Origin of the sequence: Corynebacterium sp. LK14 (assembly GCF_008042215.1) — a bacterium.
Lineage (GTDB): Bacteria > Actinomycetota > Actinomycetes > Mycobacteriales > Mycobacteriaceae > Corynebacterium > Corynebacterium striatum.
The window spans coordinates 427,749-449,240 of the sequence record NZ_NOVQ01000009.1; the positions used below are offsets into that span (position 1 = coordinate 427,749).

Annotated in this window: 22 protein-coding genes and 1 pseudogene; 17 read left to right on the forward strand and 6 right to left on the reverse strand. The window is 59.7% G+C overall.

Going from position 1 to position 21,492, the window contains the following annotated elements:
• Positions 1-46 precede the first annotated feature (46 nt).
• The 9 genes from rimP to CHU71_RS05380 all read left to right on the forward strand — a co-directional run bounded on the left by rimP (position 47) and on the right by CHU71_RS05380 (position 9,555).
• The gene (gene rimP / locus CHU71_RS05340) at positions 47-613 is read left to right on the forward strand and encodes a ribosome maturation factor RimP (RefSeq protein WP_147760409.1); all 567 of its coding nucleotides are present in this window, start codon (positions 47-49) and stop codon (positions 611-613) included.
• The gene (nusA, locus tag CHU71_RS05345) at positions 610-1,626 is read left to right on the forward strand and encodes a transcription termination factor NusA (protein WP_147760410.1); all 1,017 of its coding nucleotides are present in this window, start codon (positions 610-612) and stop codon (positions 1,624-1,626) included. Before rimP ends, nusA begins: the two co-directional genes overlap by 4 nt.
• Before the next feature lie 104 nt (positions 1,627-1,730).
• Complete coding sequence (locus CHU71_RS05350; protein ID WP_005528961.1) at positions 1,731-2,030, forward strand: YlxR family protein; 300 nt, start codon at positions 1,731-1,733, stop codon at positions 2,028-2,030.
• 162 nt (positions 2,031-2,192) lie between these two features.
• Positions 2,193-5,018 (forward strand): translation initiation factor IF-2, encoded by a 2,826-nt coding sequence (gene infB / locus CHU71_RS05355; protein ID WP_147760411.1) that lies wholly within the window; start codon positions 2,193-2,195, stop codon positions 5,016-5,018.
• 222 nt (positions 5,019-5,240) lie between these two features.
• On the forward strand, positions 5,241-5,684 hold the full coding sequence (gene rbfA, locus CHU71_RS05360; RefSeq protein ID WP_147760412.1) for a 30S ribosome-binding factor RbfA: 444 nt from the start codon (positions 5,241-5,243) through the stop codon (positions 5,682-5,684).
• A 1-nt stretch (position 5,685) separates the two neighbouring features.
• A complete protein-coding gene (locus CHU71_RS05365; RefSeq protein WP_147760413.1) occupies positions 5,686-6,678 on the forward strand; it encodes a bifunctional oligoribonuclease/PAP phosphatase NrnA in 993 nt (330 codons plus the stop codon).
• 5 nt (positions 6,679-6,683) lie between these two features.
• Complete coding sequence (locus CHU71_RS05370) at positions 6,684-8,030, forward strand: MATE family efflux transporter (protein ID WP_187272026.1); 1,347 nt, start codon at positions 6,684-6,686, stop codon at positions 8,028-8,030.
• A gap of 29 nt (positions 8,031-8,059) precedes the next feature.
• Positions 8,060-8,887 carry a metallophosphoesterase gene (locus CHU71_RS05375; RefSeq protein ID WP_147760414.1) on the forward strand — a complete coding sequence of 276 codons (828 nt, stop codon included), beginning with the start codon at positions 8,060-8,062 and terminating at the stop codon, positions 8,885-8,887.
• Positions 8,887-9,555 (forward strand): 4'-phosphopantetheinyl transferase, encoded by a 669-nt coding sequence (locus tag CHU71_RS05380; protein WP_049191737.1) that lies wholly within the window; start codon positions 8,887-8,889, stop codon positions 9,553-9,555. Before CHU71_RS05375 ends, CHU71_RS05380 begins: the two co-directional genes overlap by 1 nt.
• Positions 9,556-9,585: 30 nt before the next feature.
• On the opposite strand, the gene truB is transcribed toward CHU71_RS05380, so the two are convergent.
• A complete protein-coding gene (gene truB / locus CHU71_RS05385; RefSeq protein WP_147760415.1) occupies positions 9,586-10,479 on the reverse strand; it encodes a tRNA pseudouridine(55) synthase TruB in 894 nt (297 codons plus the stop codon).
• A gap of 37 nt (positions 10,480-10,516) precedes the next feature.
• Between truB and CHU71_RS05390 the strand changes: the two genes are divergently transcribed.
• The 4 genes from CHU71_RS05390 (at position 10,517) to CHU71_RS05405 (ending at position 13,334) form a co-directional block, all read left to right on the forward strand.
• The gene (locus tag CHU71_RS05390) at positions 10,517-11,542 is read left to right on the forward strand and encodes a bifunctional riboflavin kinase/FAD synthetase (RefSeq protein ID WP_062038557.1); all 1,026 of its coding nucleotides are present in this window, start codon (positions 10,517-10,519) and stop codon (positions 11,540-11,542) included.
• The gene (locus CHU71_RS05395; RefSeq protein ID WP_147760416.1) at positions 11,543-12,475 is read left to right on the forward strand and encodes a nucleoside hydrolase; all 933 of its coding nucleotides are present in this window, start codon (positions 11,543-11,545) and stop codon (positions 12,473-12,475) included.
• A 166-nt stretch (positions 12,476-12,641) separates the two neighbouring features.
• Positions 12,642-12,911: a 30S ribosomal protein S15 gene (gene rpsO / locus CHU71_RS05400; protein WP_005528980.1), complete on the forward strand. Its 270-nt coding sequence runs from the start codon at positions 12,642-12,644 to the stop codon at positions 12,909-12,911.
• A gap of 108 nt (positions 12,912-13,019) precedes the next feature.
• Entirely contained in the window at positions 13,020-13,334 is a 315-nt protein-coding gene (locus CHU71_RS05405; RefSeq protein ID WP_147760417.1) for a DUF4288 domain-containing protein, read from the forward strand.
• 13 nt (positions 13,335-13,347) lie between these two features.
• On the opposite strand, the gene CHU71_RS05410 is transcribed toward CHU71_RS05405, so the two are convergent.
• Positions 13,348-13,860 carry a CPBP family intramembrane glutamic endopeptidase gene (locus tag CHU71_RS05410; protein WP_070433235.1) on the reverse strand — a complete coding sequence of 171 codons (513 nt, stop codon included), beginning with the start codon at positions 13,858-13,860 and terminating at the stop codon, positions 13,348-13,350.
• 156 nt (positions 13,861-14,016) lie between these two features.
• Here CHU71_RS05410 and CHU71_RS05415 point away from each other — a divergent pair.
• Positions 14,017-14,271 (forward strand): annotated as a pseudogene (locus CHU71_RS05415) (polyribonucleotide nucleotidyltransferase); the annotation flags it as partial.
• Positions 14,272-14,412: 141 nt separating this feature from the next.
• Here CHU71_RS05415 and CHU71_RS05420 read toward each other — a convergent pair.
• Together CHU71_RS05420 and CHU71_RS05425 are read right to left on the reverse strand one after the other, a co-directional pair.
• Positions 14,413-15,201, reverse strand: a complete 789-nt coding sequence (locus CHU71_RS05420; protein WP_049191763.1) for an ABC transporter permease — start codon at positions 15,199-15,201, stop codon at positions 14,413-14,415.
• A complete protein-coding gene (locus tag CHU71_RS05425) occupies positions 15,201-15,917 on the reverse strand; it encodes an ATP-binding cassette domain-containing protein (RefSeq protein ID WP_049191761.1) in 717 nt (238 codons plus the stop codon). The genes CHU71_RS05420 and CHU71_RS05425 overlap by 1 nt, the downstream gene beginning before the upstream one ends.
• A gap of 261 nt (positions 15,918-16,178) precedes the next feature.
• Between CHU71_RS05425 and CHU71_RS05430 the strand changes: the two genes are divergently transcribed.
• Positions 16,179-18,419 carry a polyribonucleotide nucleotidyltransferase gene (locus CHU71_RS05430; protein ID WP_147760418.1) on the forward strand — a complete coding sequence of 747 codons (2,241 nt, stop codon included), beginning with the start codon at positions 16,179-16,181 and terminating at the stop codon, positions 18,417-18,419.
• 132 nt (positions 18,420-18,551) lie between these two features.
• On the opposite strand, the gene CHU71_RS05435 is transcribed toward CHU71_RS05430, so the two are convergent.
• Both CHU71_RS05435 and CHU71_RS05440 read right to left on the reverse strand, forming a co-directional pair.
• On the reverse strand, positions 18,552-19,265 hold the full coding sequence (locus CHU71_RS05435; RefSeq protein ID WP_147760419.1) for a hypothetical protein: 714 nt from the start codon (positions 19,263-19,265) through the stop codon (positions 18,552-18,554).
• A gap of 81 nt (positions 19,266-19,346) precedes the next feature.
• Positions 19,347-19,733, reverse strand: a complete 387-nt coding sequence (locus CHU71_RS05440) for a VOC family protein (RefSeq protein ID WP_255456403.1) — start codon at positions 19,731-19,733, stop codon at positions 19,347-19,349.
• A gap of 161 nt (positions 19,734-19,894) precedes the next feature.
• Between CHU71_RS05440 and dapB the strand changes: the two genes are divergently transcribed.
• Together dapB and thyX are read left to right on the forward strand one after the other, a co-directional pair.
• Complete coding sequence (dapB, locus tag CHU71_RS05445; protein ID WP_147760420.1) at positions 19,895-20,641, forward strand: 4-hydroxy-tetrahydrodipicolinate reductase; 747 nt, start codon at positions 19,895-19,897, stop codon at positions 20,639-20,641.
• Between the two features lie 33 nt (positions 20,642-20,674).
• The gene (thyX, locus tag CHU71_RS05450; RefSeq protein ID WP_147760421.1) at positions 20,675-21,424 is read left to right on the forward strand and encodes an FAD-dependent thymidylate synthase; all 750 of its coding nucleotides are present in this window, start codon (positions 20,675-20,677) and stop codon (positions 21,422-21,424) included.
• Positions 21,425-21,492: the final 68 nt, after the last annotated feature.

Consider the following 21,492-nt stretch of genomic DNA (forward strand, 5'->3'; position numbering starts at 1 on the left):
AAGACCTTACACGCAACAGCTGGGCGCAGCAGTTAGGCTAGAACGCATGGCTTTTCCAGATGCAGCACAACTTACTGAACTACTCCAGCCACTGCTGGAGCCCCGCGGACTCGATGTGGAGGACGTAAAGACCACCAAGGCTGGTAAGAAGTCCCAGGTTATTATCCGAATCGACGGCGACCAGCGCCCAAGCTCGGACGTTTTGGAGGAAGTCTCCAACCAGATTTCTGAATTCTTCGACGCCAAGGAGGAGTCCGGTGAACTGAACTTCGGTGCCGGATACACCCTGGAGGTCTCCACGCCTGGCGTCGATCTGCCACTGACCGCGCCCCGTCATTGGCGCCGCAACCGTGGGCGTCTGGTCGCTTTCGAGCTGACCCCAGGCAAGAGCGAAGTGGCGCGCATTGGCGCACTTTCCGACGACGCTTCTTCCGTAGCGCTCATCACACCGGTGAAGAAGGACGTGTACTTTCGCATCGAGCGATTGGAAAATATTGCCCGCGCGGTGGTAGAAATTGAGTTTGCTAAACCTTCTGCTGCTGAGCAGGAGGCAGCGCAACAGACGTTTGAATACGCCGAGCAGAACTCGGCAACCCGAGAGGATGAAAAGTGAATATTGATCTAGAGGCACTCCGTACGATTGAGTCTGAGCGTGGCATCCAAGTAAAGGACCTGCTTGAAGCAATCGCGGGTGCCTTGTTGTATTCGTACCTGGATTACCGCGAGCAGTCGGCTGCGAGTAAGTCCGAGGGAACCAAGTCCCGCGTTGATATCGATGCAGACACCGGTGCGGTCACCGTCATCGTCACCGAATCTGATCCGGAGACCGGCGAGGTCATCAGCGAATATGATGACACTCCAGAAAACTTCAGCCGCGTCGGCGCCCAGGCCGTGCGTGAGGCAATCATCCGCAAGCTGCGTGAGGCAGAGGCCGAGGTAACTTACGAGTCCTACTCCGAGCTGACCGGCCGTGTTGTATCTGGCATCGTGCAGCGTGACGTGCGCGCCAACGAGCGTGGCGTGGTTGTGGTTCAGCTGGGTACCGAGCTGGATTCGCAGGATGCCATCCTGCTGCCAGCTGAGCAGCTACCAGGTGAAAAGCTTGAGCACGGTGACCGCATCAAGGCTTACGTTGTAGGCGTGACCCGCAACGGTGCACAGGTGCAGATAACTTTGTCGCGTACCCACCCGGAGTTGGTGCGCGGCCTGTTCGAGCTTGAAATCCCTGAGGTGGGCGACGGCGCCGTGGAGCTCGTTGCTATTGCCCGCGAGGCTGGCCACCGTTCGAAGGTGTCCGTCATCGGCCATGCCAAAGGGCTTAACGCCAAGGGGGCCTGCATTGGTCCACGTGGCGAGCGCGTCAACAACATCATGCGCGAACTTGGTGGCGAGAAGATTGACATCATTGACTACAACGAGGATCCTGCGGTTTACGTTGGCAATTCTTTGGCGCCGTCGAAGGTGGTTCGCGTCGAGGTCGTTGACCCAGATGCGCAGGTCGCACGCGTAACCGTGCCGGACTATCAGCTGTCTTTGGCCATCGGTAAAGAAGGCCAGAACGCGCGCCTGGCCGCGCGCCTGACCGGTTGGAAGATCGACATCCACTCGGACGCTGCACAGGACTAAAAGACCTAATTAAGGATCTGCCGCATTTTCGCGTAAGCTAGATAGCGGCCCACATGCAGAAAAGCTGGGGCGTTTTTCAAGCGATCGTTTATGTAGGGAGTTGGATGTCACCTCGACAACCACACACAAGGCTCCGTACGTGCATCGCTACGCGCCGCCGCTTTCCTGACACGCAGCTACTGCGGGTTGTCGTTGATAGCGCCGATCCCACTGGCCGCCGTGTCGTGGCAGATCCACTTCGCCGGCTTCCCGGAAGGGGAGCTTGGATTACCCCGGATCTCACTGCATTAGAGCTGGCGGAGCGCACCCGAGCCTTTCGACGCGCGCTTCGGTTATCCACTGACGTGGATACAGGTCACGTACGTGAGTACCTGGAAACGCAGGCGAAAGCCGGCGCAACCTAGGTGCATTCGTGGAGGCATCGCGCTTCCATGAGCCAGAGTTAAAGGAAGACCGAACACTGATGAGCACACAACGATGAAGCATCAGCGATGAAAGTCCATAGCCATTAACTAGGGGTCAGGCCACAACGGCCTTGGCTCCTAGTCACAATCACAAGGAGACAAGTGCCCGGAAAGCTACGTGTTCACGAGCTCGCAAAGCAGCTCGGTGTAACCAGCAAGGAACTACTCGCCACGCTCAAGGAGCAGGGCGAATTCGTTAAAACCGCATCTTCAACCATTGAACCCCCAGTGGTGAAGAAGATGCGCGCCCACTATGAGGCGCAGTCCGGCGGAGAGAAGCCATCCGGCGATCAGCCTGCCAAGGCGGCAGCGGCTGACAAGGCCGCAAAGCCTGCAGCTAAGACCTCCGCAAAGCCAGGCGCAGCGGCGTCTGCACCAAAGCCAGGTGCGCCGAAGCCAGCAGCTGCCAAGTCCGGTGCTGCAAAGTCCGCGCCAAAGGAAGCTGCACCGACTGCAAAGGCCGAGGCTTCCCAGAAGGCTGCCGCTTCTGCAGCTAAGCCAGGTCCGAAGCCGGGCGCATCGAAGCCGGCTCCGAAGGCTCCACAGAAGTCCCAGGCAAACGCAGAGGCTAAGTCAGCACCGAAGCCGGGCGGCGAGCGCCCGACTCCGGGTAACTCCATGCCTCGTCCGATGCCGAAGCCAGGCGGCTCCCGCCGCGTGGCCAACAACCCGTTCTCCACTGGCGGTGCCGGTGGCGACCGTCCAGGACCTCGTCCGGGCGGTTCCAAGGGCCCACGTCCTGGCGGCAAGCTAGGCGATAACCGTGGTGGCAAGGGCGGCGGACGCTCAGGCCAGGGTGAAGGCAACCAGCGTCAAGGCCAGGGGCAGGGCGGGGGACGCCGCCCATCGCCGGCCATGATGCCTTCGCATCCGAACCCGGCAGCTATGCCATCTAAGTCCTCCAACGGTGGCGGCGGTGGCCGTGGCCGCGGTGGGCGTGGCCAGGGTGGACCAGGCCAGGGCGGCCCGGGCGGCTTCCGTGGTGGCGGTCGCGGCGGTCGTCGCGGCGGCACCGCCGGTGCATTCGGCCGTCCAGGTGGCGCACCACGCAGGGGCAAGAAGTCCAAGCGTCAGAAGCGTCATGAGTTCGAAGAGCAGCAGAAGCATGAGGTAGGCGGCGTACGTTTGCCTGACGGCAAGGGCCAGACTGTACGTCTGCGCCGAGGTGCATCTTTGGCTGACTTCGCTGAGAAGATTGGTGCAGATCCAGCAGCATTGGTACAGGCTCTGTTTAACCTCGGTGAGATGGTTACCGCAACCGCCTCCGTTTCCGAGGAAACCCTGCAGCTGCTGGGCGCTGAGATTCACTACGACGTCCAGGTCGTCTCCCCAGAAGACGAGGACCGTGAGCTGCTCGAGTCCTTCGACCTGCAGTTCGGTGAGGACGAGGGCGGCGAAGAGGCGCTCGAGAAGCGTCCTCCAGTCGTTACCGTCATGGGTCACGTTGACCACGGTAAGACCCGCCTTTTGGACTCCATCCGTAAGACCAACGAGCGCGAGGGCGAGGCCGGCGGCATCACCCAGGGCATCGGTGCATACCAGACCACCGTTGAACTGGAAGATGGCGAGCGCACCATCACTTTCCTGGATACCCCGGGTCACGAGGCGTTTACCGCTATGCGTGCGCGTGGTGCAAAGTCCACCGACTTGGCAATCTTGGTTGTCGCAGCGGACGACGGCGTCATGCCGCAGACCGTTGAGGCTATTAACCACGCCAAGGCTGCGGACATCCCAGTCGTGGTTGCTGTTAACAAGATCGATAAGCCGGAGGCATCCCCGGACAAGATCCGTGGCCAGCTCACCGAGTATGGACTGGTTCCGGAGGAGTACGGCGGCGATACCATGTTCGTCGACATCTCTGCAAAGCAGAACATCAACATCGATGGTCTGTTGGAGGCAGTTATCCTGACTGCCGATGCAGCTCTCGAGCTGACTGCTAACCCAGAGATGGACGCACAGGGCGTAGCCATCGAGGCTCACCTCGATCGTGGTCGTGGTCCAGTTGCCACTGTCATCGTTCAGCGCGGTACCCTCCGCGTTGGTGACTCCATCGTCGTCGGTGACGCTCACGGCCGTGTCCGCCGCATGCTCGACGAGTTCGGCAACGACGTCGAAGAGGCAGGTCCGTCCCGTCCGGTTCAGGTCCAGGGCCTCAACGGTGTGCCAGGCGCTGGCGACAACCTCCTCGTGGTCGAGGACGACCGCGTGGCCCGCCAGATTGCTGCACAGCGTGATGCTCGCAAGCGTTCCGCTTTGCAGGCAAAGGCTCGCAAGCGCGTCTCTCTCGAGGATCTGGATGCAGTTCTCAAGGAGACCTCGACCCTCAACCTCATCCTCAAGGGCGACAACGCCGGTTCGGTGGAAGCCTTGGAAGATGCGTTGTTGGACATCAAGATCGACGACGAGGTACAGCTCAACATCATCGACCGTGGCGTCGGTGCTGTAACCCAGACCAACGTCTCCTTGGCAGCGGCTTCCGACGCCATCATCATCGCCTTCAACGTTCGCGCTGAGGGTAAGGCAACTGAGGAAGCTAACGCCGAGGGCGTAGATATCCGCTACTACACGGTTATCTACCGCGCCATCGAAGAGGTCGAGGCTGCTCTCAAGGGCATGCTTAAGCCAATCTACGAGGAGCGCGACACAGGCGCTGCGGAGATCCGCGCGCTGTTCAAGTCCTCCGCCGTCGGCACCATCGCGGGCTGCATGGTTACCGAGGGCAAGGTCAAGCGCAACGGCAAGGTCCGCCTCGTTCGCGATGGCAACGTCATCACTTCCGACGCCAAGATCGAGTCCCTGCGCCACGAAAAGGACGACGCAAACGAGATCAACGCCGGCTACGAGTGCGGTATGGTCCTGTCCTACCCGGACATCCAGGTGGGCGACCAGATCCAGGCCTACGAAGAGGTCGAGGTTCCGCGTACCTAGTCCGCAAGCGGAGTAAATAGAATCGCCAGGTGTTTCCCCGATGAGGGGGAAGCCCTGGCGATTTTATTAGCTGTCGCCGGGTCTTTTCGTAACTCCTTCAGCGACCTTTCACACTGATCCTTTTGTTTCTGCTGCAGGACATGGATGCGGAGTAATGTAAGATGAACACGGTTTTATAGATCTTGGTAGAGATCGCTAGTTCGACGGAGAAGGAGTTGCACCATGGTTGACCACGCGCGTGCTGCACGAATGGCTAAGCGTATTCAGGAAATCGTGGCGAGTGCCATCGAACGCGAGATCAAGGACCGTCGCCTCGAGATGGTGACCATCACCGATACTCGCGTCACGGGTGATCTCCACGATGCCACCGTTTACTACACCGTGCGCGGCAAGGACATCGACTCCGAGCCGGATTTTGACAAGGCAGCAGAGGCACTCAATCGCGCGAAGGGCCAACTGCGCAAGATTGTGGGCGATCAGCTCTCCGTGCGCTTTACCCCGACGCTCGCCTTCGAGGTCGATACCGTTCCGGAGGCTTCCGCCCACATGGAGGATTTGCTGGCGCGCGCCCGCGCCCGCGATGCGGAGCTTGCCAAACTGAAGGCCAACGCGAAGCCCGCTGGAGACGCGAACCCATACAAGGATTCCGATCGGGAAGAGGCCTAGGGTGCGCCGCGCCGATTATCAAGGCGCCGCCGACGCCTTGATAGAAGCGAGCAGCATCTGCATCATTACGCACCTGCGCCCCGATGCGGATGCTATCGGCTCTGCCGCCGCGTTGAACCTGGCGTTGCGCCAGCGGGGCAAGCAGACCCGCACCGTCATCGGCCAGGAACGCCCGATTTCGAACAATCTTTTCACCATCCCTGCCGCCGACGAGATTGAGCTCGTCAACACCCTGCCAAAAGGCTATGACCTTTATGTCACGGTGGACTGTGGTTCCATCGACCGCACCGGCGCTCTCATGGGGGAGTTGGAGAAGATGGCGGGCACCGGCCGGGTACTGTGCATCGACCACCACGCATCGAACCGCGGTTTCGGTTCCATCAATCTGATTGATCCGGAGTGCGAGTCCACCACTGTGGTGCTTCTCGACGTCCTCGATATGCTCTCCGTGCAGATCGATCGCGGGATTGCGCATTGCCTTTATGCCGGTCTGGTCACCGACACCGGCAGCTTCCGCTGGGGCCGGCCAGCCATGCACGACATCGCTGCCCGCCTGATGTTCTATGGGCTCGATACCAAACAGATCGCAGTGGATCTGATGGACTCCAACACTGCCGACGACGTGCAGATGGTCGGCCGCGTGCTGTCTGGTCTGCGCATCATCGAGGCCGGCGAGCACCGCCTCGGCACGCTTATTGTGCCCGTCGAGGAAGTACAGTCGCACTCCGATTCTGCCGTGGAATCCATGGTGGACTTCGTGCGCGCGCTCAAAGGCACTGACATGGGCGTGGTGTTCAAAGAGCAACGCGCGGGAGTCTGGGCGGTGTCGCTGCGTTCTTCCACCGTTAACTGCGCGCAGGTGGCGCTCATGTTCGACGGCGGCGGGCACATCCCGGCGGCCGGCTATACGGCCCTGGGCAAACCAGAAGAAATCATTGCTCATCTCGTCGACGCACTTGCCAATTACGACGAAGAAAATGCTGTAGGGGAGTAACCATCATGTGGCGCGAACAGGACAAAGCTTCGGCAGAAGCAGAAGATACTTCGAAGCCAGATAAGGCAGTCACCCGCGTGAGCGCTGGTGAGGTATTTCGCCTCGCGTTTCCGGCGCTCGGCGTGCTCGCTGCCATGCCGCTCTACCTATTGCTGGATACGGCCGTGGTGGGCCGCTTGGGCGCGCATCAGCTGGCCGCACTTGGCGCTGCGGCAACCATCCACACGGTTGTCACCACCCAGCTGACCTTCCTTTCCTATGGCACCACGGCGCGCGCCTCGCGGCTTTTCGGCGCGGGCAAGAAGAACGAAGCCGTAGCCGAGGGCGTACAGGCCACCTACGTGGCCATCGGCGTGGGCATGACTCTGGCGGTCATCATGTGGTTGGGCGCAGGGCACTTTGCGCGTTGGCTAACCGGCAATCCAGAAACTGCCCAGTACACCGCGCTGTGGCTGCGCATCGCCGCCTTCGCTATCCCGCTCAATCTCACCGTGATGGCAGGCAACGGTTGGATGCGCGGCGTTCAAAACACTGTAAAACCGCTGCTTTTTACCCTAGCTGGCCTCATTCCTGGCGCTATCGCTGTGCCAGTATTCGTCCACCAGTGGGGCCTTGCCGGCTCCGCCCTGGCCACCGTGCTGGGCATGGCTATCATGGCCGCGCTATTTCTGCGCGAGCTCCGCCGTGAGCACGTGGGCTCCTGGCGGCTGCAGTGGGGCGTCGTCAAGCGCCAGCTCGTGTTGGGCCGCGATCTCATCGTGCGCTCTGCCAGCTTCCAGGTGGCCTTCCTTTCGGCCGCCGCCGTGGCTTCCCGCTTCGGAACGGCCCAGCTCGCCGCGCACCAGATCATGATTCAGCTGTGGAATTTCCTAACCCTCGTGCTGGATTCTCTGGCCATCGCCGCCCAGGCGCTGACCGGCGCGGCGCTCGGCGCGGGCTCGGCCAAGCACGCGCGCAGCGTCGGCACCAAGGTCACTTTCTACTCCACGGCCTTTGCGCTCGGGCTCGGCGCAGTCCTAGCCCTGGGCATCGGCATCATTCCTGCGCTTTTCACCACCGATGCAGTGGTGCGCGAGGTCATCCGGCTGCCGTGGCTCATCATGATTGCCATGGTGGTTCTGGGAGGCGTGGTCTTTGCACTCGACGGCGTCCTGCTCGGCGCCAGCGATGCCGCCTTCCTGCGTACGCTGACCATTGTTTCGGTGCTCTGCGGATTCCTACCCGGCGTGTGGACGGCCTACGCCTTGGGCGCGGGCCTGCCCGGCGTGTGGTGCGGCCTTGCGCTGTTTGTTTTCATCCGTTTCCTTGGCGTGGTCTATCGCTTCCGCTCGATGCGCTGGGCTGTGGTCTAACCTGAAAGGGAAGAAGAAAGGAGCACGCCATGGCCACCTTATGGGCGGTGTCAGATCTTCACGCGGCAGTGCGTGCTAATTCCAGCCGCATCGATGAGCTCGACCCGCAAGATCCTGCCGATTGGCTCATCGTGGCCGGTGACGTGGCCGAGCGCACCGAACTCGTACTGCGCATCCTCACCAAGCTTTCGCGGCGCTACGCCAAGGTGATCTGGGTGCCGGGAAACCACGAGCTCTTCTCGCGTTCCCAAGATAGGTGCCAGGGCCGCGCCAAGTATGACGAGCTGGTGGAGGGCTGCCGCGAAATCGGCGTGGTGACTCCGGAAGACCCGTATCCCGTCTTCGGCGGGGTGACCATTGTGCCGCTGTTTACCCTTTATGATTACAGCTTTCGTCCACCCGGCACCACCGTCGAGGGCGCCCTAGAGCGTGCCCGTGAACGCCAGATTGTCATGACCGATGACTTCGCCATCGCTCCCTTCGTCGACGTTCGCGCCTGGTGCTGGGATCGCCTTGCCTATTCCATCAAGCGCCTTTCCCGGGTAAGTGGGCCTACGGTGCTGGTCAATCACTGGCCGCTGGTTCAAGAACCCACGCTGCGCATGGCGTGGCCGGAAATCGCCCTGTGGTGCGGCACTCGCCATACCCGCTCGTGGGCGCGGCGCTATAACGCCCAGGCGGTCATCTACGGTCACCTGCATCTGCCCGGCTGCATCAACGTCGATGGGGTAGACCACATCGAGGTCTCACTGGGCTATCCCCGCGAATGGGAGGCGCACGGCCATCTCCAGCAGTGGCCCTATCCGGTCCTACACAGTGATGAGTCTGCGTCCTCGGCGCTTGAGGAGGTGCGCTAATGCTGGAACCAAACCTGTTCCCAGATACCGCCCGCTACTGTTACGTGCGCACCGACGCTTCGATTACGGATCTGATGAATTACACGCAGCTGGACCCGCAGGAGCAATCCTTGGTCTCCCAGGCAGTTGACGTGCGCAAGGCGGAATTCGGAGACGCCCGCTGGTGCGCGCATCGCGCTTTGCAGGAGCTGGGCTGTGAAAGTCAGGAGCCCATCATGCGCGGCGAGCGGGGCATGCCGCTGTGGCCGCACGGCTATACCGGTTCCATGACGCATACAGAGGGCCTGCGCGCGGCAGTAGCGGCTCCGAGTAAACATGTGCGCTCCATGGGCCTCGATGCCGAACCTGCCGAGCCATTGCCCGATCACGTGCTGACCATGATTGCGCGCGCAGGGGAGATGACGCAGTTAACGCGGCTTGCCGACGCCGGGATTAGCTGCCCCGATCGCTTATTGTTCTGCGCCAAGGAAGCCACGTACAAAGCGTGGTTTCCCATGACACATCGCTGGCTGGACTTCGACCAAGCAGAGATCGACCTGCGCCTCGACGGCACCTTGATCTCCTATATCTTGGCCCGGCCGACCCCCGTTCCGCTGATTAGCGGCCGTTGGATGATCCGCGATGGCTTCGTCATCGTTTCCACGGTGGTGCCCGCGGTGGGCTTTTAGTGGCGGGCTCTCAATAGCCCACCCACGGGCCTAAAGCGTCGACGGCCGCGCCACGAAGACCGTGGACAGGCGCTTGCCCTTTTCCTTGATGAGCGCAATCGAGTGACCATCAGGATCTACCGCCGCATAGGTGCCCTTTAGCCGGCGCGGCTCGAGCCATTTGCCCATGGCGAGCGCCTTTGCCTCGTCTTCGGTGACCTGAAGGACAGGGTAGGAGCGGGCGAGCGCCTCGTCGAGGCTAAGCGATAGGGCCGGAGCGTCAGCGAGCTCGTCGAGGGTGCGGGCGTCGTCAAGCTTAAATGGCCCCACCTCCGTGCGGCGCAGGGCGGTGAGGTGACCGCCCACGCCGAGCGCCTCACCTAAGTCGCGGGCGAGGGAGCGAATATAGGTGCCAGACGAGCAATCAACGGTGACGTCGAGGTCCAGGTACTCACCTTCGATGCGGTGGGCGAGGATGTCGAAGCGGCCGACCGTAACCGGGCGGGCGGGGATTTCTACCTCTTCGCCCTCGCGCACGCGCTCGTGGGCGCGCTTTCCGTCGATCTTGATAGCAGAGACCGCAGCGGGGCGCTGCATGATGTCACCGGTGAGAGCTGTGACCTCTTTATTGACCTGCTCCATATCGAGTTCGCTTGCAGGCTCGCCCCAGGTGCGCTCGCCCTCGGCGTCGTCAGTATGCGTCGCCATGCCAAGGCGAATGGTGGCGTCGTAGGACTTGGTTGACGCGACCATGTGCGCGAGGAACTTGGTGCCGCGTTCCAAACCGACCACCAAAACGCCGGTGGCCATCGGGTCGAGGGTGCCTGCGTGGCCCACCTTGCGGGTGTGAAATATGCGGCGGAGGCGGCCCACCACATCGTGTGAGGTCATGCCTTGCGGTTTGTCCACTACCACCAGGCCAGAATTTGCGAGCGCATCAGTCATGCCCTGCAGTCTATTCCACGCCTCGCCGTGCATTAGCATGGTGGCCGTGGATATTTGGTACGGAATCGACAGCATCCCCGGTGACTTTGGCCCGACTGCGGTGACCATCGGCGTCTTTGACGGCGTGCACCGCGGCCATCAGCAGCTGATCAATAATGCGGTGAGCTATGCGCGTGCGGAGGAATTGCGCACGGTGATGGTGACTTTTGATCCGCACCCCGTCGCGGTCTTCCTCCCGGAGCGCGCGCCGCTGTCCGTGGTGACGTTTGAGCGTCGCCTGCAGCTGGCGGAAGAGATGGGCATCGATGCGGTGCTCGTCATCGACTTCACCAAGGAGCTCGTGGGCACGACTCCGCAGAACTACGTTGAAGACTTGATTGTGGGAAAGCTGCATGCGCGTCACGTGGTCGTGGGGGAGAACTTCACGTTCGGTGCGGGCGCGAGCGGCACGGCGGACGCGATGGTGGAGTTCGGCAAAACCCATGGCTTTAGCGTCGACGTGGTGCCGCTGCTTGACGACGCCGGGGTGCGAATCTGCTCCACAAACATCCGCGCTAACCTGGCGGCGGGCGAGATTGCCAAGGCTAACTGGGCGCTTGGCCGCCACTTTTCAGTGACTGGCCCGGTGGTGCGCGGTGCCGGGCGCGGCGGCAAGGAGCTCGGTTTTCCCACCGCCAATCAGTACTTCCCGGACAGCGTGGCTATTCCGGCCGATGGCGTCTATGCGGGTTGGTTCATCCTGGAGCCGGCTGAGGCGCCCGTCGAGGGCAACATGGACCACGGCATGGCTTATGCGGCAGCGATCTCCGTGGGCACGAACCCGACCTTCGGCGACGAAGAACGTTCCATCGAGTCCTTCGTGCTGGATCGCGACGCCGATCTCTATGGGCACGTAGCCACGGTAAAGTTCGTGGATCATCTGCGCGACATGGTGAAGTTCAACTCGGTAGAAGAGTTGCTGGGGGCGATGGCTGCAGATGTGGCCAAGGCGCGTGAGGTCCTCGCCGAGGATGCTAAGGCATGCGGTTGGGAGAAGGACGAGTACTTTCTGCAGGAGGGCTAAATGAAGGTCATTTTGGATCTCGATACCGGGATCGACGATGCCTTAGCGCTGGCCTATGCGCTGGCGCATCCTGACCTTGAGCTCATCGGCGTGACGGTGACTTATGGCAACGTGCCTGTGGAGCTGGGCGTGCGCAATACCTTGGTTTTGCTGGAGCTGCTCGGCGCGGGCGGCGTCCCGGTCTTTGCCGGTGCGCAGCCGGCGGGATTCCAGGTCAAGCCAATTTCCGCATTCATCCATGGCCGCAATGGCATTGGCGACGTCCTGCTTCCGCCGCCGCGCGGGCGCGCGCAAAAAGAATCCGCGGTGGAGTTCTTGTGCCGTGCCGCGCGGAAGCACGGTCAGGAACTGGTGATTATCCCGACTGGGCCGTCCACCACGATTGCGGCGGCGCTGAAAGCTGAGCCGGCACTCGCGGATACTCGCATCGTCATGATGGGCGGCGCCCTGACCGTGCCGGGCAACGTCACCACCTGGTCTGAGGCCAATGTGGCGCAGGACCCCGCTGCCACGGACTTCCTCTTCCGCACTGCACGCGATGTCACGATGGTGGGCTTGGATGTCACGCTGCAAACGCTTCTGACCACTGCGGAGACCCGGCAGTGGCGTGGGCTCGGTACACGGGCCGGACGCGTTTATGCGGACATGCTCGACTATTACATCCGCGCCTACGCCGCCATCGAACCGGACCTTGGCGGTTGTGGCCTGCATGATCCGCTCGCGGTGGCCGTGGCGGCAGACCCTCGCCTGGTCACCTGCTTCGATACCAACCTGGCCTGCGAAACCACTGGCACGACCCCGGGCCGCACCATCGGCGATGTTGCCAGGATGAAAGAACCACACAAGGCTGCCCACGTGGCAGTAGAGGTGGATGCCCCGCGCTTTGCGGCTGAGCTGATGGACAAGCTCAATTCGCTCCTGCAACAGCATTAACGTGCAGCAAGTGACATGTCTTCTGCGAATTGTGCCAAGAAGCCGAAGTTTGGGTTTGAGGTAGAAAAGCTGTTAGAGTTATCGCTTGGCTTTGTGACTGCGGTCCGCAGCAGTTAAAGGCGCTTAGAATTTCATGCGGACTGAAATACAATAGGAGAAATCCAACATGGCTTTGAGCACCGAGAAGAAGGCAGAGATCCTCAAGGAGTACGGCCTGCACGAGACCGACACCGGCTCCCCAGAGGCACAGATTGCTCTGCTAACCTCCCGTATCAACACCCTGACCGAGCACCTGAAGTTCCACAAGCACGATCACCACTCCCGTCGTGGTCTGCTGCTGATGGTCGGTCGTCGCCGCGGCCTGCTGAAGTACCTCGCAGCTAACGACATCGATCGTTACCGTGACCTCATCTCCCGCCTGGGCCTGCGTCGCTAAGCCTTCCGGTTGCTTTCAAACCCCGTCTTCGGACGGGGTTTGTTGCGTTTTAGGGCCGTCTTGATCACGAAGCAGGTATTGCGGCCCCGGAGGCGGTAGCTTGGCACCATGGAACCTTATATCGGCATTGTCGTTTTTGAACTTGAATCGGTAGAGCCCAGTGAGCCGTCGTATTTCCGGGAAGATTTTGTCCTCGTCCGTGCCACAGACGACGATGAGGCGCGCGCGAAGGTCGAGGCGCTGGCGCGTAGCCAAGAATCGGCAGAGCATCCCACAATCGTGATGCGCCACATCGTGGATGTCGCGCCCGCACTCGACGGCACGGTCGAGGGAGACGTGGACGTCTATGCGCGCCACTTTGCGTCGCTTGAGGACTATGCGCGCTTCGAAATGATGCTGGGAGGGCGCGACCCGTTCGCCTAGTCCCGAGCGTGGGCTACACGAGGAGCACTGCCGTGAGGACGTTGATGGTAGCGTGCACGGTGGCGCCGGGCCATAGAGAAGCGCTTTTCTCGCGCAGCCAACCCATGGCGAAGCCGGTGGCAATCTGCAAAACAAAGAGCGGGATGAGGCTGATATCCAGCATGGCCAGCGGTAGGTGGATGAGGCCGAAGAGGAGGCCCTGCACTGTAATTCCCGCGCCGGCATTCCAGCGCTGGGTGATAATTCCTTGTAGGAAACCGCGGAAGAAGATTTCTTCGCCCACCGCGCGCAGCGCCATCGCAAGGAATCCCATTGCCGTTGTTGCAGTCGTGGTCTGCGCGACAACCTCCGGCGGCACAGGCAACAACGCGAGGTAGCTCAGCACCAGCACCACGAGCAGCATCACCGCTGCCCACGCCCACCCGCGCGCCCATGGACGTCCCAGTCCGCAGACGGCGACTGCCGGCTGGCGGCGGAGGAGAAGGTAGATGAGTGTGGGAAGCGACCACAGCAACAACATGACCATGGTTTAAGTCTAAGTCTGGACCGCGAGTCGGGGAGCGTGATGTTTGACATAATCCCAGGAAAGCTGCGGAAATCGCTACTCGTTGTAGAAACCTAACCATTTTTAACCGGCGGCACCGATGATCGCCAAAGAAACCTCCAAAGGAGAACGACTTTAATGAGCGCTAAGAACGCCGTTGAGTTCAACATTGATGAAGAATTCGGTATCATCGAAGCAATCGCCACCCTTGGCAATGGCGATTTTGGCACCCGCACCATCCGCTTCGAGACTGGCCTGCTGGCTCGTCAGGCGGGCGGCTCTGTCACCACTTACCTGGACGAGGACACCATGCTCCTGTCCACCACCACTGCCTCCAACCAGCCACGTGAAGGTTTTGACTTCTTCCCGCTGACCGTGGACGTCGAGGAGCGCAGCTTAGAGTAGAGATAAATCCTCAGTCCAATTCCTGGGCTGAGGATTTTTGCGTTAGTTGGACCGGTCAGATTTGGTGAGTGCCGACTTAAAACTAAGCTCCGGCACAAAATTCATGTGTCGGAGCTTGTTTATTTCTGATTAGGCCACGTTCCGTGCGGAGCGCTTGAAGAAGTAATGGGTTAGACACAAGAGAATAAGGGCAGTTACCACCCAAAGGAGCGCGTAAAAGCCTTGAGCGGTCCAGAAAGCAGTATTTGGATAGAATTCGAGGAGCGCCTTTCCGCTATCAAGGGGGGTCGAAGAGATGGTGTTGCCCGGAACTAAGTTGAAAGACTCATCCATGCCAGCTTGATTCACTTCGCTGCGCTCGACGGGCAACAAAGGGTTTAGCCAAGAAGCACCCGTTGTGCCGATCACCAATCCTAACGCGAAGGTAATAGCGACGCTAGGGATCGACTTCTTAAACAAGATGCCGGCTAATGCAGCAACAGATACGAGCACAAGCGTAGCTAAGGTGGGGTAGATGCCATGACCAGCGATGTAGGAGTAGCTCATCATATTTTCATGAGGTCCCAAACCATTCGCTCGAAGCTGGCTGACTTCGACGATTCCCCATACGAGTAATCCAAAGATCACAGTTGAGGTAAGTGGGCTGATCATCCTGCAAATGAACAATTTGGAAGGTGAAAAATCCTGACCCAATGCCCAAACTATTGACTTTGATTCGAACTCGCGGGAAAAGAGCGCGACCGCCCAAACAATGCCTGCGAACATGGGCACGATTCCGGCCAGCATTTCGGTCATGCCCAAATACGGCTTAAATTTCACTTCATAAGCCGCTAGAAGGCCCAGTAGAACTAGGATTCCGGCGCAAGCTAGCCAAGCAGTTCTGTCGATACGAAAATAGTGCGTAGCTACCTTAAGCATTAGATTCCTTCTTTCGTGAGGTGGTCCAAAACGAACTTCTCAAAATCGCCGTGCTCCTCATTTTCAATTGTTTCTCGGGGAACCGAAACTAAGAGCTCTCCATGTTCAATAACCCAAAGATGCGAAAGAACAGGGGATAGGTCAGAAACGGTGTGTGAAGAAACAAGAATTCCAACGTTTTCTTCCTTCGCTGCGTATTCGAGAAGCTTACGAACCCAAATCTTTACGACTGGGTCGAGATCTGCCATCGGTTCGTCGAGAACCATAAATCTTTTCCCGCGAGCTAACGCAATAATCAATGCCACTTGGGTGTGTTGACCACCTGACAGCTGCGAAATCTTTGCGTTCATCGGAATCCGAAGCGAGGTGATTTTTTCAGTTGCCCAGTCGAGCTTGAAGTTTTCGTTTAAGTCTTTTGCCAATTGAACATGTTGTTTGACCGTAATCCCGGTGTAAAGCGGACGGCCTTGAGAGACAAAAGCTACCGATGACGCTGCGTTGTCAGTTTTCGGATCATTATTAGACGCTATCGAAACAGTGCCGGAAGCGGCGACGAGATTTCCAGTAAGAACTGACATGATTGTGGACTTTCCGGCGCCATTTCGTCCTACCATGGCGACAATTTCGCCGGATTTGAGTTCTGCAGAGAAGTTATCGACGACAACTGTTTTCCCTCGGGATATTTGTAGATTCTTGGCCACGAGTGAGCAAGCCATTTTTCTCCTTAAATAGTTTTTCTAATAAGGATTACCATCTACTGGTAGCCAGCACAGTTCAATCTAATTGGTGAGTGCTATCTAACAGCCGCGGACAAACCCTACGGCTTTTGAAAGCTTGTTTCACCCGCTTTGTAGACGAGCGTAGTCGCGGCAAAAGCGCAGGATATCTGCTAGGATTGTGCAACGTTGTCATAGACAAATTTTTGAGAAGGCGGCACCGATGATCGCCAAAGAAACCTCCAAAGGAGAAAGACTTTAATGAGCGCTAAGAACGCCGTAGAGTTCAACATTGATGAAGAATTCGGTATCACCGAAGCAATCGCCACCCTTGACAATGGCGATTTTGGCACCCGCACCATCCGTTTCGAGACTGGCCTGCTGGCTCGTCAGGCGGGCGGCTCTGTCACCACTTACCTGGACGAGGACACCATGCTCCTGTCCACCACCACTGCCTCCAACCAGCCACGTGAAGGTTTTGACTTCTTCCCACTGACCGTGGACGTCGAGGAGCGTATGTACGCAGCCGGAAAGATTCCGGGCTCCTTCTTCCGCCGTGAGGGCCGTCCCTCCACCGAGGCCATCCTGGCCTGCCGCCTGATTGACCGTCCACTGCGCCCGACCTTTGTCAAGGGTCTGCGCAATGAGGTACAGGTCGTTGTTACCGTGCTTTCTATGGCGCCGGAGGAGTACTACGACGTCATCGCCATCAATGGCGCTTCTGCTTCCACGCAGCTGTCTGGCCTGCCGGTTTCCGGCGCTGTCGGCGGCGTGCGCATGGCACTCATCGCTGATGACAAGCACCCGAAGGGCCAGTGGGTTGCATTCCCGAACCACGAGCAGCACGAGCGTGCACTGTTCGAGATGGTCGTGGCCGGCCGCATCGTAAAGAAGGGCAACAAGGAAGACGTTGCCATCATGATGGTTGAGGCAGGCGCAGGCATCAACGTTGCAGAGCGCATCAAGGAAGGTGCACCGGCTCCGCAGGAGTCCACTGTCGCTGAGGGCCTTGAGGCAGCGAAGCCGTTCATCAAGACCCTGTGCGAGGCACAGGCAGGTCTGGCTGCGCGCGCTGCTAAGGAAACCCAGGAGTTCCCGCTCTTCCCGCCGTACACCGATGACATCTTCGCCGCAGTTGAGAAGGCTGCCTCTAAGAAGCTGGAGAAGCTGCTGACCATCCCCGGCAAGCAGGACCGCGACGACGCTACCAACGAGTACATGGAGCAGGTCGAGGCGGATCTCCTCGAGAAGTTTGAGGATGAGGATGCCTCCAAGCAGATCCGCGCTGCGTATAACGCTGTCATGAAGGCCATCGTGCGCAAGAAGATCCTCACCGAGGGCTTCCGTATCGACGGCCGTGGCGTCACCGACATCCGTGACTTGGGCGTTGAGGTTGACCTCATCCCACGCGCCCACGGTTCCTCCCTGTTCGAGCGCGGCGAGACCCAGATCCTGGGCGTTACCACCCTGGACATGCTCAAGATGGAGCAGCAGATCGATTCCCTGACCCCGGTCACGGGCAAGCGTTACATGCACCACTACAACTTCCCGCCGTACTCCACCGGTGAGACCGGCCGCGTTGGCTCCCCGAAGCGCCGCGAAATCGGCCACGGTGCTCTTGCCGAGCGCGCACTGCTTCCGGTTATTCCTTCCCGTGAGGACTTCCCATACGCCATCCGCCAGGTCTCTGAGGCTCTCGGCTCCAACGGTTCGACCTCCATGGGCTCCGTTTGTGCTTCCACCCTGTCCCTGTACAACGCTGGCGTTCCACTGAAGGCACCGGTTGCAGGTATCGCAATGGGTCTGGTTTCCGGTGAGGTAGACGGCAAGGAGAAGTTCGTCGCTTTGACTGACATCCTCGGTGCTGAGGACGCTTTCGGCGACATGGACTTCAAGGTTGCAGGTACCTCCGAGTTCATCACCGCTCTGCAGCTGGACACCAAGCTCGATGGCATCCCGTCCAAGGTCCTGGCTAAGGCACTGGAGCAGGCTCGCGACGCCCGCGCCACCATCCTGGAGACCATGGCTGAGGTCATCGAAGGACCAGACGAGATGTCTGGTCTGGCTCCGAAGATCACTTCCGTGAAGATTCCGATCAACAAGATCGGCGAGCTCATCGGTCCGAAGGGCAAGACCATCAACTCGATTACCGAGGAGACCGGTGCTGAGGTCTCCATTGAGGAAGATGGCACCGTCTACATCTCTGCCGCAACTGGTGAGGCTGCCGACGCCGCGATCGAGAAGGTTAACTCCATTGCTAACCCGCAGCTGCCAAAGGTTGGCGAGCGCTTCCTGGGGACCGTCGTTAAGACCGTAGCCTTCGGCGCGTTTGTCTCCCTGACCCCAGGCCGTGATGGCCTCATCCACATCTCCAAGCTCGGCGGCGACGAGCGCATCGAGAAGGTCGAGGACGTCGTCAACGTCGGCGATAAGATCCAGGTGGAGATCGCAGACATCGACAACCGCGGCAAGATCTCCTTGGTTCCAGTCGAGGAAGACTAGTCGCACCCTCCCGACAAGCTGTGTGATGCGGCTGTCTCACAACGGCGCCCTCGCTTGGCAGTCGCAACTATGCCGGCTGCTAGCGAGGGCGCCTTTCCTTGTCTCTAGCGTCATCGGTGACTAGGGGCAAGCCTAAGAGTTGTTGAGGAAGTCAATGACAATACGAGGTGGACCGTCCAAGTACGTGATGGAATAGGGCACTTTCTTATCGAGCCCAATAACGAAGTGAGACTGGGCCTCGAATGCGCTGACAAATTCCACGCTGCGCACGACACCCGCGCCAGGCGTTTGGGCATTGGGCTTGAGCATCGCGTCTCGGAGCTCTTGGCTATCGGGCCTCGGTGTGCTTTCGAGGCCTATTTCGAGAGCGATATTGCCGGAGTAGGGCACGGGGAACCCCGACCCTGGTGCGCTTGTGGACTCGGTGTAGTGTGCCCACCACCGCGGAATGCCGGCGCCCGCGAACTCTATGACTACGCGGTCGTAGCCTTGATGGCTACCAGCACGCATAGTGGTTGGGATTAGTTCGCCTTCGGAGGTTCCGTCGAAGTCGATGTCTGCCGTATCTGGAGTGCCTAGGAAGCCTTCTGGAAGCCCATCTGAGTTCTGTTCGCTGCTCGTCGGCTGCGGTTTTGTGGTCTCCTCTATCGTTTGACTGCTTGTCGGCGGCGTGGTCTCAGAAGGCGCCACGGAAGATAGCGGCGCGCTGTGGCTGTCGTCGTTGGAGGCACTGCCGGCGCAGGCTGAAAGCGTCACCGTGGCCGTGGTTAAGGTGGCGGCCACAACGTGCAGGCGGCGGCGATGAGCAAGCGAATAGGCAGGCGCAGAGAACTTGAGAGGAATCATGCTGACCAGTCTAAGAAAACGGGCTCACGCTTGTGCACAATGTTTAAATCATCCCTGCACTGTCCGCCAGATGCATCGACGCTAATCCTTGAGTTGCACCATTTGGATGAGGTTGCCCACGGTGTCATCGAAAATGGCGACGATAGAAGGGCCGACGTCGGTTGGTTCCATGGTGAAGTCAACGCCCTTTGCGCTGAGCTTTTCGTACTCGGCCTTTACGTCCTCAGACAGGAACTGGGTAAACGGAATACCGTCTTTTTTGAGTGCCTCAGTAAAAGGAGCTGCTGCTGGATGGCCCTTGGGCTCTAGCAGGAGTTCGATGCCGCTGTCTTCGGCTGGACCGGAGGCGTTGGTGACAGTGAGCCAACGGAAGTCGCCGTGGGTGACATCGTCTTTAACCTTGAATCCCAAGGTGTTGACGTAGAAATCGTGGGCGCGAGCGACGTCGTCGACAAGCACGGAAGCAATCTAGATACGCATGGCACAAAGTCTGCGTTGCCAACTGGCGCGTTAGACTGGTCGGCGTTGGGGCAGGCAATGAGGCCTGCGCTAGATGTAGCGTGCTTATACGTATTTAAATTTAGATTGAACATCGAAGATCGAACATTGAACAGGGCAAAGGAGCATTTATGGCTATCAAAGTTGGCGTCTTGGGCGCGAAGGGCCGCGTGGGCCAGGCGATTGTAGAAGGCGTTAAGGCGGCAGATGACCTCGAGCTGGTCGCTGAGGTTGACCGCGATACTGACCTGCAGGTGCTGGTGGATAACCACGCCGAGGTTATCGTTGACTTCACCCAGCCGTCTTCGGTGATGGCAAACCTCGAGTTCTGCATTGGCAACGGCATTCACTGCGTCGTGGGCACCACCGGTTTCGACGCAGACCGCCTGGCACAGGTCGAGGGGTGGACCAAACAAGATGGCGCCGGCAACGTCCTGATTGCACCAAACTTTGCTATCTCCGCCGTGCTGACCATGGTTTTCGCAGCACAGGCTGCGAAGTACTTCGAGACCGCCGAGGTTGTGGAGTACCACCACCCAACCAAGCTGGATGCGCCTTCTGGCACCGCCATCCACACCGCGCAAGGCATTGCGGCAGCCCGCAAGGAAGCAGGCCTAGGAGAGATGCCGGACGCTACCGAGCAGGCTCTCGAAGGCGCACGCGGCGCCGACGTCGACGGTGTCCCAGTCCACGCCGTGCGTACCCGCGGCATGGTTGCCCACGAGGAGGTCATCTTCGGCGCCCAGGGGCAGTCCTTGACCATCCGCCAGGATTCCTATGATCGTTCTTCCTTCACCCCAGGCGTGCTGGTTGGCGTTCGCCAGATTGCAGATCACCCAGGGCTGACCGTGGGCCTTGAGAAGTACTTGGGCCTATAAGTCGGACTATCGGGGAGACATAAGGCACTAAATATGGCACGCATTAGCGAACTGGACGTCCAGCTCATCGCGGCAACGCAGTTCCACCCGCCACAGGGCATCGAGTGGGAGAGGGAACAGGCAGCCTCCGATGGCGAGGCTCTCGTCGAATTTGCCGGCCGGGCTTGCTACGAGTCCTTCGATAAGCCGAATCCGCGCACCGCGGAGAACTCGGCCTATCTACGGCATATTCTGGAGGTCGGCCACGACGCATTGCTGGAGCACGCCACGGCCACGCTGTATATCCGCGGCCTGTCGCGCTCTGCCAGCCACGAGTTGGTGCGCCACCGCCATTTCTCCTTCTCGCAGCTTTCGCAACGCTACGTGCATCCGGAGGAAACACAGGTGGTACTGCCCAAGCTCATTGCTGAAGACGAGCAGCTGACGCGGCTTACCATGCAGGCAGTGGATGAGACGCGTTTTGTCTATAACGAGCTGCTCAGCGCGCTGGAGGGCAAGCTGGAAGATGAGCCCAACGCACTACTGCGCAAGAAGCAGGCGCGGCAAGCGGCGCGCGCCGTGCTGCCCAACCTGACGGAAAGCCGCATCGTGGTTACCGGAAACTACCGGGCTTGGCGCCATTTCATCGGCGCGCGTGCCACCGAGCAAGCGGACACCGAGATGCGTGAGCTAGCGATTGCCTGCCTCAAGCTGTTGCGCGAGCAGTCGCCGGTGGTATTCGATGACTTCCACATCACCCAGCTTGCCGACGGCACCGAAATGGCATCGAGCCCATACGCCTAGTTCAAGTCCGTGGCGGTGGCCATAGCTTGTTCCGCAACGCGACCCCGATGAACAAATTTTCGCGGGAA

What these genes read in the sequence shown, in the direction of transcription:
- rimP (WP_147760409.1), top strand. Translation starts at nt 47, where the DNA reads ATGGCTTTTCCAGATGCAGCACAACTTACTGAACTACTCCAGCCACTG.
- CHU71_RS05350 (WP_005528961.1), top strand. Translation starts at nt 1,731, where the DNA reads ATGTCACCTCGACAACCACACACAAGGCTCCGTACGTGCATCGCTACG.
- rbfA (WP_147760412.1), top strand. Translation starts at nt 5,241, where the DNA reads ATGGTTGACCACGCGCGTGCTGCACGAATGGCTAAGCGTATTCAGGAA.
- CHU71_RS05370 (WP_187272026.1), top strand. Translation starts at nt 6,684, where the DNA reads ATGTGGCGCGAACAGGACAAAGCTTCGGCAGAAGCAGAAGATACTTCG.
- CHU71_RS05375 (WP_147760414.1), top strand. Translation starts at nt 8,060, where the DNA reads ATGGCCACCTTATGGGCGGTGTCAGATCTTCACGCGGCAGTGCGTGCT.
- CHU71_RS05380 (WP_049191737.1), top strand. Translation starts at nt 8,887, where the DNA reads ATGCTGGAACCAAACCTGTTCCCAGATACCGCCCGCTACTGTTACGTG.
- truB (WP_147760415.1), bottom strand. Translation starts at nt 10,479, where the DNA reads ATGACTGATGCGCTCGCAAATTCTGGCCTGGTGGTAGTGGACAAACCG.
- CHU71_RS05390 (WP_062038557.1), top strand. Translation starts at nt 10,517, where the DNA reads ATGGTGGCCGTGGATATTTGGTACGGAATCGACAGCATCCCCGGTGAC.
- CHU71_RS05395 (WP_147760416.1), top strand. Translation starts at nt 11,543, where the DNA reads ATGAAGGTCATTTTGGATCTCGATACCGGGATCGACGATGCCTTAGCG.
- rpsO (WP_005528980.1), top strand. Translation starts at nt 12,642, where the DNA reads ATGGCTTTGAGCACCGAGAAGAAGGCAGAGATCCTCAAGGAGTACGGC.
- CHU71_RS05405 (WP_147760417.1), top strand. Translation starts at nt 13,020, where the DNA reads ATGGAACCTTATATCGGCATTGTCGTTTTTGAACTTGAATCGGTAGAG.
- CHU71_RS05410 (WP_070433235.1), bottom strand. Translation starts at nt 13,860, where the DNA reads ATGGTCATGTTGTTGCTGTGGTCGCTTCCCACACTCATCTACCTTCTC.
- CHU71_RS05420 (WP_049191763.1), bottom strand. Translation starts at nt 15,201, where the DNA reads ATGCTTAAGGTAGCTACGCACTATTTTCGTATCGACAGAACTGCTTGG.
- CHU71_RS05425 (WP_049191761.1), bottom strand. Translation starts at nt 15,917, where the DNA reads ATGGCTTGCTCACTCGTGGCCAAGAATCTACAAATATCCCGAGGGAAA.
- CHU71_RS05430 (WP_147760418.1), top strand. Translation starts at nt 16,179, where the DNA reads ATGAGCGCTAAGAACGCCGTAGAGTTCAACATTGATGAAGAATTCGGT.
- CHU71_RS05435 (WP_147760419.1), bottom strand. Translation starts at nt 19,265, where the DNA reads ATGATTCCTCTCAAGTTCTCTGCGCCTGCCTATTCGCTTGCTCATCGC.
- dapB (WP_147760420.1), top strand. Translation starts at nt 19,895, where the DNA reads ATGGCTATCAAAGTTGGCGTCTTGGGCGCGAAGGGCCGCGTGGGCCAG.
- thyX (WP_147760421.1), top strand. Translation starts at nt 20,675, where the DNA reads ATGGCACGCATTAGCGAACTGGACGTCCAGCTCATCGCGGCAACGCAG.